Source organism: Priestia sp. JV24 (genome assembly GCF_025910025.1).
Taxonomy (GTDB): Bacteria; Bacillota; Bacilli; order Bacillales; family Bacillaceae_H; genus Priestia; species Priestia megaterium.
In genome coordinates this window covers 1-9,619 of record NZ_JAPCIN010000025.1, presented here as the reverse complement: position 1 = coordinate 9,619, position 9,619 = coordinate 1, and the positions used below count along the sequence as shown (strand labels likewise).

Below are 9,619 nucleotides of genomic sequence, written 5' to 3'. Positions count from 1 at the left end.
GGTAAACGATAATCCTAATAAAATCAAAGGTGTCACTTTAGGAGTTATTTTGCATCTATTTTAAGCGTTATTTTGCACTATAAGTAAATATAAAAAAGAAACCTATAAATATTTCTCAAATCCAATATTTGTTCCAAAACTCGTCTTTTTCTGAACACACCTAGATCCGAGTTAAAAAGGATGTTTTTTCTTGCTATAGACGTTACAAAACTCTGTTCATTATTCTACGTCCAATAACCTAATAAAACCTATCTTAGGTTACAATGAAATCAAAGGAAAACCGAAATCAATCATCTGACATCCGTTACAACAGAAGTCGTAGCAGCTGCACGAACCAGCTTAATGATTGGTGAAGAAACCTAGCTAATCTTTTCATGTGAAGTAGCTGGATATTAAAGTTAAATGTGCAAAATAACACTTAAAATAAGTGCAATTTATCGGTCAAAGTGACATCAAAGGCAAGTGAAGCAGTAATCCATCGTTACAAAAATACTGGTTTTTGGTAATCTAGTTGAGTAAAAAAAGTTGTTTAATTTAGTGTTTAAAATTTATTTGTGCTTAAAGGTGATTAAATAACCTCTCAAACACGTTAGTTATTCAAGAAAAGGGCTATATAGTTGAATAAAGGAATTTTTTTGTAACATAATTTTTTGTTCTAAACAACTATTTGTTGAATAATCTGCATTTTTCAACGAAAGGATGAGCTTCTAACCATTAAAAGTAAACATATTCAGCTTGTGGTGCATATACTGGATTGGTCCTTTATATAGGGTAGTAAATAAGATATCTAATTCTTTATTCTTCAGAACATAAACTTTAAATTTAGGGGGAGATTAGTATTGCAAACTGCACAGCAAACAATGGTTAGTATTCCATTCCCATCAGTAATGGGTATCCATGCTGCTATAGCTGGTAAACCAATCGTTTGGGGCGTACTCAACATTAACTCTATTACAGATAACAGGATAATTGGGACGGTTAATTTTCGTGGCACACCTATTCCAATTAATGGATTTTGGGATGAAAACACCAAACAAATAAGATTTGATTCACCCTATGCCACTTTTTCTGGAAACTTAACCATATTTGATGAACCCCAGATTAGAATTCGACATTTTATTTTAAATGGGAGGCTTATTATGAAACCTCCTTCTTTACAAGCAGGCGAATACGGAACATGGGTTACTACAACCGATAGAGCTCTTACCGGATATCCCGTAATTAGTGGTACCTTGCCTTCTGTTGGAGTCTTTTTAACATCGAATATACTTAGTTAGCTACAGCAGAATAATGTAAGATTTTAGGTTTAAATGGAAGAAATGTAAAACGAACCTCCTTTTTTGTTTTTCGATACATCTCCAACATTAAATTTCCTGTGACAAAACAAACTAATTACAAAATTATTTGAGGTGTCTCATGAGAAAAGGTCAATCTAAACAATTCCTCGTATTCCAAACGTATACTTGCTACATAGTTTGTACATGCTAAGGGAAAAACTAAGGAGGAATTTTAGTTGGAGTGGATTTTTTTTCTATACCTGTTAAATACGTTCTTTATCTTATTCATAGCAATTTGGGAAGTTCGTCGGCCAGCCAAAGCTTTGAATTGGATAGTAATCGTCCTTGTTCTGCCTGTCATTGGTTTCTTACTATATCTTAGCATATCAAATCCCAAGCTTATTCATCGTAAAAGATTGACCTCTTTTCATAATGAGTCTGATAAGTTACCTGATACATGTAGTGATTCAGCATCGATAATCGCCGATGCTTTAAGGTATTTTACTGTAGGCGGGCTTCGAGTCGGCAAAGTCCAAGTACTAAACAATGGAATAGCAAAATATGAACAACTTATCGAATCCCTACAAAAAGCCCAAAAAACCATTGATCTGGAATATTTCATCTATCGGAACGACCAAATTGGTAATCGCATCACAGAACTGCTGATTGAAAAAGCAGTAAATGGAGTGCGGGTTCGTTTTATTAGAGATGGTTGGGGGAGTAAAAAATTTCCGCGTCAAAAAATTCTTCAGATGGTGGAAGCAGGGATAGAATGTCGGACAATATTTCCTTTAAGCTTTCCCTGGATTTTGTCCAATTGGAATTATCGGGATCATTGTAAGATTGTCACGATTGACAGAAAGGAATCCTTTACTGGCGGTATGAACGTTGGGTATGAATATACAGGATTAAAGTCAGACGTAGGATTTTGGAGGGACACTCATTTGCAAATTATAGGGGAAGCAACAGGCGACTTGCAGACTATCTTCGACGCTCATTGGAATATCGCTGTACCAGAACGGATAAAGTCAAAAACAAAATCTGAGGCAACGAAAAAGCCCACTAAAATCCCAAAATATAAATCAAAGGAAATCAATCCAACCGGCAGCATAGATCTTTCAAGATGGTCTGCCGAATTAGGATCTGAGTTATGGGCTATAGAAGGTAAAATAGACAATACTCAAACAAAGACAGGAGAATTGCAAAAAGCATACATCCATACGTTGGAAGGAAACCCTGGAATTCCTACACCAGTTATTCGTCAAGCTTACTTTATATTTATAACACAAGCGACCAAAACCATTGATATAACAACGCCCTACTTTATACCAGAAACAGATATTATTATGGCATTAAAGACAGCTGTGGCTCGTGGTGTACGCGTAAGATTACTTGTTCCTCGCCATATTGATCAAAAAATCGTGGGCTTTGCAAGTCGTACCTATTACGGGGAACTTATAGAAGCTGGGGTCCAAATCTACCAGTACGATAAAGGAATGTTACATGCGAAACTGATGATCATTGATGAGGAAATTGCAGAAGTAGGCGCAGCAAACTATGATATGAGAAGTTTTCGCCTGAATTATGAAGTGTGTCAAGTCGTGTACAGTGCTGATGTGGCAGGGGAACTCACAGAGCAGTTCGAGAGGGATCTTACTGATTCTGTACCATTAAGAATTGAAGACTTGCTGCAACGATCCCTGACCGAGCGCATTGTTGAACAGGGTTCTCGCCTGCTTTCTCCATTATTATAAGATGATGTATCCTGTTTTTATTGTTCTATCTTAAATCTAGATTTTAAAAATTTCATTGTTTTTAAAATATTTCTGATTCATTTGAAAAAAGTCGAAAACCCGTGTTAGAAGAACTTTCAACATGGGTTTTTTTCTTATTTACGATGGAATTTCATTACTAAAAAATAGAAATACTAAAAAGACAGCTCAAAGAGTTTGAATTCAAAAATATCTGTTAGCTTTTAATTTAAATATAGGGGTGATATCAATAGATAATATATTTGAAAATCTTAAGGAAATACGTTTATTAGAAGATAAGCTGTATCATTTAGAATTAAATGGTTGGCTAAAAAATGAGTTTTTAATTTGGGAATGGTGGATACTAGTCGTTTTTTTAGTTGTGCCTTGGGTTATATGGGCTAAACTTGTTAAACGAGACATTATTTTAGAAATTTTGTTATTTGGTACCATAATTATCTTGACAACAACCTTATTAGATGTATTTGTGTGCAATATAGTTTTTGGGATTACCCCATTGCATTCCTACCTATTATTCCCCGGGCCTTTCCTTTTGATTTTTCAATGGTACCTGTAGCTCACATGTTGTTATATCAATATTTTAGAACATGGAAATCTTTTATTTTAGCCCAGATCATTATGGCACTAACATATGCCTATATAGGTGAACCCTTTTGCGAGTGGGTCAAATTTGTTAATTATTTAGAGTGGAGATACAGATATTCATTCATATATTACATAATTCTTGGAATTGTAACTCGAGCTTTAATACTAAAACTAGCCTCTTTATCTAAACCTCAAGATCTTACAACTAAGTAAAATTTAAATTGGAGGAAAAAACTTTGGAAGAAGTTAATATTGGTTTTTTGACGATCAAAGTCATCGTTGGTTTTGCCACTTTATTTTTTATCATTATCATAACAGGCAGAACATCCCTCTATTCCATCAACAATAAATCAAATTAAAAATAACTTATATTTAATAAAAATAATAAATAGTGCGCAAACAATATCTATACATATTTTAGAAAATAAGGAGAAATAAATATGGATAATGAATTAGCTCTTATGCAAGAACTTACAGATACCCAAGGCCCTTCATTCTCTGTTTACATAATGAGTGTTATCGGAAATAAAAGCCGTCGGAATCATTGATTCTAACGGCTTTTTCTATATCACAACATGTCCAAACCCTTTTAGTTCAGCAGCATAAACTGATAATGATATAAAGTTTATCTTATGAAAGGAGACAAACTTATGGATATTATCATTATTTTGCTACTTATCTTCTTGATTTTAGCCATTATTTTAAGAGATATCTTTAATCCTCCAACGTATACCCGATTTGCGTTACCACTTCCTCAGCCGCCTGGACAACCTCCCTTACCACCCTTTATTTACTTTGATATCGATACACGCTTTACACCTGCAGAAGTTAGTCGAATTAAAACCATCATTGCTAGTGTGTTAAGTCAATGGAACCTTCACTTAGTACAAAAGTGGAATGGAGGCCTTAACAATGGAGTTTCATTTTGGGCTGCTTGTGCCCAAATGAATGCGTTCAATCGCTTAAAACCTGTTTGGCAAGTCACACCAGTTCCGAATGGTCTTGCTGCCCTCAATGAAGCTATGGACCTCTTTACCCAACGTTTTATTGAAAATGGGTTTGGCGGGATCGTAGGGAGAATTGATTATCACATTCCGGCACCGGTCACCAGCTCTACGATTCGAGGAAGAACCGCTTTTCGCCGCAACAATGTACCATTATCTATTACCATCAATCCTACCCAAATAGACAGAGGAGACATAACAAATGGAGCTCTTGGGGATTCGTTGGCACATGCTTGGCTCCACCGAGTGGGTTACACACATCCTCCTAATATTTACACGACTTATTTTAGTGGTGAAGCTGCTATGTGTTACATGCGTGGATATTTACCTAAAAACCCTGCTTTACCTGACTCTGCTTTCACCCAGTTTTTTGATTAATATTAGAGAAACTAAGATTGTATATGATATACAATCTTAGTTAACATAATCACTCTTTCCGGAACACACCATAAAAAAGAACCCTTATGGGAGTAGGGTTCTCGATGAGGCCTTGTTTCTTTTTTATGCAGCTTTTTATACATCCTTGATTTAACGGGTTTTACCGTAGATATGAATGACCTGAAGATGTATAAAAACTCTGCGTTTTATACATATGCTCGCATGAGAAAATATAGTATTTTCAGCAAAAATCTGTTATTATATGTCTGCACATGCATTTTATGGTAAAAAGCCACCTGTCCTGCAAATACTGGGTGGCTTTTTATTTTGTTAACGATAATATTTACTGAATTTTCTTTTTACAGATTCAGTTATAGATATAGTTAGTAGGGAGATAAGTGATGAAGTAAAAGCAGTAAAGCTAATTGTCCCTACTCTCATACCCATCCTCCAATAAGGAAACTGACGATAACAACACCCACACTAATCACTCCTACACTTAAAGGCGCTATATACTTAATAGTAGGTTTTTTTCTACTGAGTGCACATGAGAGTACAATTAAACTAGCAATCATAATTGTAGAAACTATCTGTAAGTCACCCATTATTAACAGCCTTTAAATTCAAGATATCCATACTAGTATATTCTCCTAATGAAGTATCAAATAACACCTTGCTCAATCATAGCATCAGCAACTTTTATAAATCCGGCAATGTTTGCACCTACGACAAGATTACCAGGAGCGTTGTATTCTTGAGCAGCTTTCTTGCTATTTTGGTATATGCTTTTCATAATCGCATGTAATTTGCTATCGACTTCTTCAAAAGTCCAAGAAAGCCTAGTGCTATTTTGAGCCATTTCTAATGCTGATACAGAAACACCACCAGCATTTGCCGCTTTAGCAGGGGCAAATAAAATATTGTTCTCTAAGAAAATCTCGACAGCTTCTAATGTAGATGGCATATTTGCACCTTCACCAATTGCTTTTACTCCATTGGAAACTAATAATTCTGCAGAGTTTTGATCGATTTCATTTTGAGTAGCACATGGTAAAGCAATATCACATGGTACTGTCCAAATTCCATTACAACTTTCCACATAAATCGCTTCAGGATGATCAGCTACATAAGTACTTATACGTTTCTTTTCTATTTCCTTAATGCGTTTAATTGTCTCTAAGTTAAGACCATTTTTGTCATAGATATAACCATTCGAATCGCTGCAAGCAACCACTTTAGCCCCTAGCTGCATCGCTTTTTCAATTGCATAGATTGAGACATTTCCTGACCCCGACACAACAACTGTACTGCCTTCAAAGCTAAGATTCTTATCTTTTAACATTTCTTCAACAAAGTAAACTGTTCCGTATCCAGTTGCTTCTTTACGAGCTAAACTTCCACCATAACTAAGGCCTTTTCCTGTTAGAACGCCTGCTTCAAAGGTGCTACGCATTTTTTTATATTGCCCAAACAAAAAGCCAATTTCTTTACTTCCTACACCAATGTCACCTGCAGGAACATCCGTATCAGGTCCGATATATTTGCTAAGTTCTAGCATAAAGCTTTGACAAAAACGCATTATTTCTCCATCTGATTTTCCTTTAGGATCAAAATCAGCACCTCCTTTACCGCCACCAATTGGTTGACCAGTTAAAGAGTTTTTAAAAATTTGCTCAAATCCTAAAAATTTAATAATACTTGCGTTGACAGATGGATGAAATCTTAACCCACCCTTATATGGACCAATTGCGCTGCTATATTGGACGCGAAACCCTCGATTTACTCTAACATTTCCGTGATCATCGACCCACGGTACACGAAAAGTGATGACTCTCTCAGGTTCAACGATTCTCTCCAAAATAGCTTGGTTAATATACTGAGGATTTTTAACGAGAACAGGTATTAAAGAATCGAATACTTCTTTGACCGCCTGATGAAACTCACTTTCATTTGGATTTCGTTTTTTAACTGTTTCAAATACTTGATTAACATAATTCTGTACGCTTTCTGTATACGTCGATTGATTTTTTTCAATTGTTATCATACTTATCCGTCTCCTATTTATTAATTTATAATGAAAATTTAAAAAATTTGTCGTAATTTTTTAGAGTTGTTAGTATAAAATATTTTATAATTGAAATAATGATCGAATCAATATAAAGAAACGATAACATCAATGCGTTTTATGCATTAACTAATAAGGAGGATATAAAATGGACTTTAGACAAATCCGTTATTTCATGGAGGTGGCTACACGCGAACACGTAACTGAAGCCGCCCATTCTTTACATGTAGCACAATCCTCGGTAAGTCGACAAATAGTAAATTTAGAAAATGAATTAGAAGTTGATTTGTTTATCAGAGAAGGAAGGAGGGTACATTTAACGCCAATTGGAAAAATATTTTTTGAACGAATGAAACATGCCATGAATGTGATAGACGATGCGAGACGTGAGGTTAAGGAATATTTAGATCCTGAAAAAGGAACAATACGCATTACTTTTCCGATAAGTTTAGCAGCGTATACATTACCAACTGTAATCTATGCATTTAGATTGCGCTATCCGGAAGCAAAATTTCAGTTAAAACAAGCGCTTTACCAGGAATTAATTGAAGGTGTGATTAAAGGAGATTTTAATCTTGGTCTGATAGGTCCACTTCCTCTCAAAGAAAAAAAACTTGAACAAAAAGTTTTATTTACGGAAAATATTGTGGCTCTTTTGCCAATTCACCACCACCTTGCAAAAGAATCCTCCGTAAAACTTCAAGAACTAATAGACGAACCGTTTGTTTTATTACCTGAGGGTTTTGTCTTTCGAGATATTGTTGTAAATGCTTGTCAGAATCTTGGCTTCACACCAAATGTTGCCTTTGAGGGGGATGATATCGATGCGTTGAAAGGGTTAGTTTCTGCTGGTTTAGGTGTAACACTCATGCCAGAAGTCACGCTAGTCGATAGCTTGCCACGCTCAACAGTTAAAATACCATTGGTTGAACCAAATGTAACAAGGACTGTAGGGGTTATTACCCCAAAGGAACGGTCACTACTTCCAACGGAAAAGTTATTTTATGATTTTCTTCAGGGATTTTTCACTAGATTAGATGATTTTAAGAGCTAATTTATACTCAAGAAAAAGCACGTAACCAGTATAGAAAAGTAATATATTACATCTTTAGTTACCATAATATTCTTTCTGGAATCCAAACCAAAAAGAATCCCTTAAAAAGAAGGGTTAAGATCATGAATTATGCAGCTTTTATACATATGCTTGTTTTTATAATAAATCGCTTTCATGAAGAAAATATGTTATATTTAACTTACTAACACACACATTTCATATCTAGTTTTATAAAAAGCTGCCTCTCCTGACGCTCCGAGGCAGCTTTTTATTTTGTTAATGGTAATAAATATTTTAACATCTTGTAATAGATCTAAATATTTTGTCCGCGAAAGTATACTTTTACGACCTTTCCTTTTATATAAGAAATCTACTATTTTTATCGTTCGTTTAAGTTAGAAAAATAATTACGAACGTTCTTTTTATCTCATATACTTTTACGAACGTTTTTTAACAAGGTATTAGGTCGAAAAGTCTGCTTCCTATAATCAAACTTATGGTGCGACAAGAAGTCACTTTCTTACAGCGTAGCTAGCGCTACTCATCTAGACGCAGAGATGATCTCCATCCGAAACGGCATTCTTGGTAACGAGCCTGTCGGTTGCATGAGGAAATGCGGAAACAGAGGGTAAATGCATGGCCCAGAATACTGCTAGGAGAAGATAGGTATGGTAAACAAGAGTGAAGGTTTGTAAGCTTCGTCAAGATTAGCTCAAGATAATGCATAGATTGGCTTGGGTCTTGGCAAGAGGAAAAGTAGAATCATAAGGCTACTGTGATGCGTCCCGCATCTTGCCCGGAGTAAAGAACCTACCTACCCCTATGTCATCTGTAGAATGTGGAACTTGGTAAGCCCTATGTCATCTGCATAAGCAGTAGGATGACTGTAAAGTCAAACGAAGTGGCAGAGGGTATGGGATATGAGAAAAAGCGAAAGCCGTTATCTCGAAAGAGAACAGGAAAACAAGAACATTGTATAACTGGACGGATACTGTCGTCTTTATAGATAATGGCAGGCTCGAAAGAGCGCCCACTTCTCCTTGGTCTTCAACACGAAAATAAATTTGTGGCTATCTTCTAACGAAAAGGAGCGTGCTGTTATGAATACCTCTCTACGAGCGTCGGCGCACGTCTCGCATAAAGGTTGGTACTCTATTGATTGGAGTATTATACAAAAATATGTAACGAAGTTACGACAAAGAATTTATCGTGCCGAACAACAAAATCAACGAAGAAGAGTAAGAAAACTTCAACGTTTACTCCTCCGGAGTAAAGCTAATTTACTACTCTCCATTCGCAGAGTGACGCAACAAAATACCGGCAAGCGAACACCTGGTATAGACGGCTATACGGCCTCACAACCAAACGAACGTATCAAACTGTATCAAGAACTACTAAGACATAATGTTTTTCAGCATCGCCCAAAGCCAGCGAAACGAACGTTTATCGCTAAGAAGAATGGGAAATTAAGACCTCTCGGTATA

7 protein-coding genes are annotated in these 9,619 nt (G+C 35.8%); 6 read left to right on the top strand and 1 reads right to left on the bottom strand.

Annotation, left to right across the window (positions count from 1 at the left end; genetic code table 11):
* Nucleotides 1-839: 839 nt before the first annotated feature.
* The 4 genes from OK414_RS27500 to OK414_RS27490 all read left to right on the top strand — a co-directional run bounded on the left by OK414_RS27500 (nt 840) and on the right by OK414_RS27490 (nt 5,016).
* On the top strand, nt 840-1,277 hold the full coding sequence (locus OK414_RS27500; RefSeq protein ID WP_263046328.1) for a hypothetical protein: 438 nt from the start codon (nt 840-842) through the stop codon (nt 1,275-1,277).
* Between the two features lie 236 nt (nt 1,278-1,513).
* Nucleotides 1,514-3,031 carry a phospholipase D-like domain-containing protein gene (locus OK414_RS27495; RefSeq protein ID WP_263046327.1) on the top strand — a complete coding sequence of 506 codons (1,518 nt, stop codon included), beginning with the start codon at nt 1,514-1,516 and terminating at the stop codon, nt 3,029-3,031.
* 486 nt (nt 3,032-3,517) lie between these two features.
* Complete coding sequence (locus OK414_RS29940; RefSeq protein WP_317620609.1) at nt 3,518-3,847, top strand: CBO0543 family protein; 330 nt, start codon at nt 3,518-3,520, stop codon at nt 3,845-3,847.
* A 419-nt stretch (nt 3,848-4,266) separates the two neighbouring features.
* The gene (locus OK414_RS27490; RefSeq protein ID WP_263046326.1) at nt 4,267-5,016 is read left to right on the top strand and encodes a hypothetical protein; all 750 of its coding nucleotides are present in this window, start codon (nt 4,267-4,269) and stop codon (nt 5,014-5,016) included.
* 661 nt (nt 5,017-5,677) lie between these two features.
* Here the strand turns inward: OK414_RS27490 and gdhA are convergent.
* Nucleotides 5,678-7,060 (bottom strand): NADP-specific glutamate dehydrogenase, encoded by a 1,383-nt coding sequence (gene gdhA / locus OK414_RS27485; RefSeq protein ID WP_016763688.1) that lies wholly within the window; start codon nt 7,058-7,060, stop codon nt 5,678-5,680.
* A gap of 169 nt (nt 7,061-7,229) precedes the next feature.
* On the opposite strand from gdhA, the gene OK414_RS27480 reads away from it, so the two are divergent.
* Together OK414_RS27480 and OK414_RS27475 are read left to right on the top strand one after the other, a co-directional pair.
* Complete coding sequence (locus OK414_RS27480) at nt 7,230-8,135, top strand: LysR family transcriptional regulator (protein WP_263046325.1); 906 nt, start codon at nt 7,230-7,232, stop codon at nt 8,133-8,135.
* Nucleotides 8,136-9,235: 1,100 nt separating this feature from the next.
* Nucleotides 9,236-9,619 (top strand): reverse transcriptase N-terminal domain-containing protein (locus tag OK414_RS27475; RefSeq protein WP_264363547.1); only part of this gene is annotated, 384 nt, incomplete at its 3' end.